Annotated in this window: 2 protein-coding genes; both read right to left on the bottom strand. The window is 62.4% G+C overall.

Features of this window, described 5'->3' with window-relative positions:
* Positions 1 to 266, bottom strand: a 266-nt coding sequence (locus tag AB4Z32_RS27625) for a hypothetical protein (RefSeq protein WP_442125003.1), incomplete at its 3' end; no start/stop codon positions are given.
* A gap of 45 nt (positions 267 to 311) precedes the next feature.
* The coding region (locus AB4Z32_RS27620; RefSeq protein WP_442125002.1) for a hypothetical protein at positions 312 to 536 on the bottom strand (225 nt) is incomplete at its 5' end.

The following is a 536-nucleotide window of genomic DNA, read 5'->3' as shown; positions in this document are numbered from 1 at the left end:
ATCTTGTTCTGGCCGTTCTGGTGGACCTTGCTGTCCACGCTGACGCCGCCCAGGAAGGCCGAGTCGTTGGCGGTGGCCGTCATCACGTTCTGCATCTGGCCCAGGTTCTGTGCGGCGTTGATCGACGAGTCGTAGCTCGGTGCGTAGGTGATGTCGCCGGTCTTGWMCGACGGCGAGAACATGCTCCAGCCGCCGCGCACGGTRCGCATGGCTGYGCGGTCCAGTTGTTCGGTACGGTCCAGGTCTTTGATGGTCAGGGTTTTCATGGCAATGCTCCTCGATGATGGAATGATGGGATGGGATAAAAGGGATCAGCGGCGCACGATGGTGTTCTGGCCGTTTTGCGAGACGTCGTTGTCGACGTGCACGCCGTCGACGAAGGCCGAGCCGTTGGCGGTGGCAGTCATCACGTTCTGGACCTGGCCCAGGGTTTGGGCGGCGTTGATCGACGAGTTGGACGTCGGCGCATAAGTGATGTCGCCGAAGGAGTACGAGGGCGATGCGAACTTGAAGCCGCCGCGGACGGCCGCGGACGG

Origin of the sequence: Massilia sp. 2TAF26 (genome assembly GCF_052115005.1) — a bacterium.
GTDB lineage: Bacteria > Pseudomonadota > Gammaproteobacteria > Burkholderiales > Burkholderiaceae_D > Telluria.
This window is presented reverse-complemented; position numbering and strand designations above follow the sequence as displayed.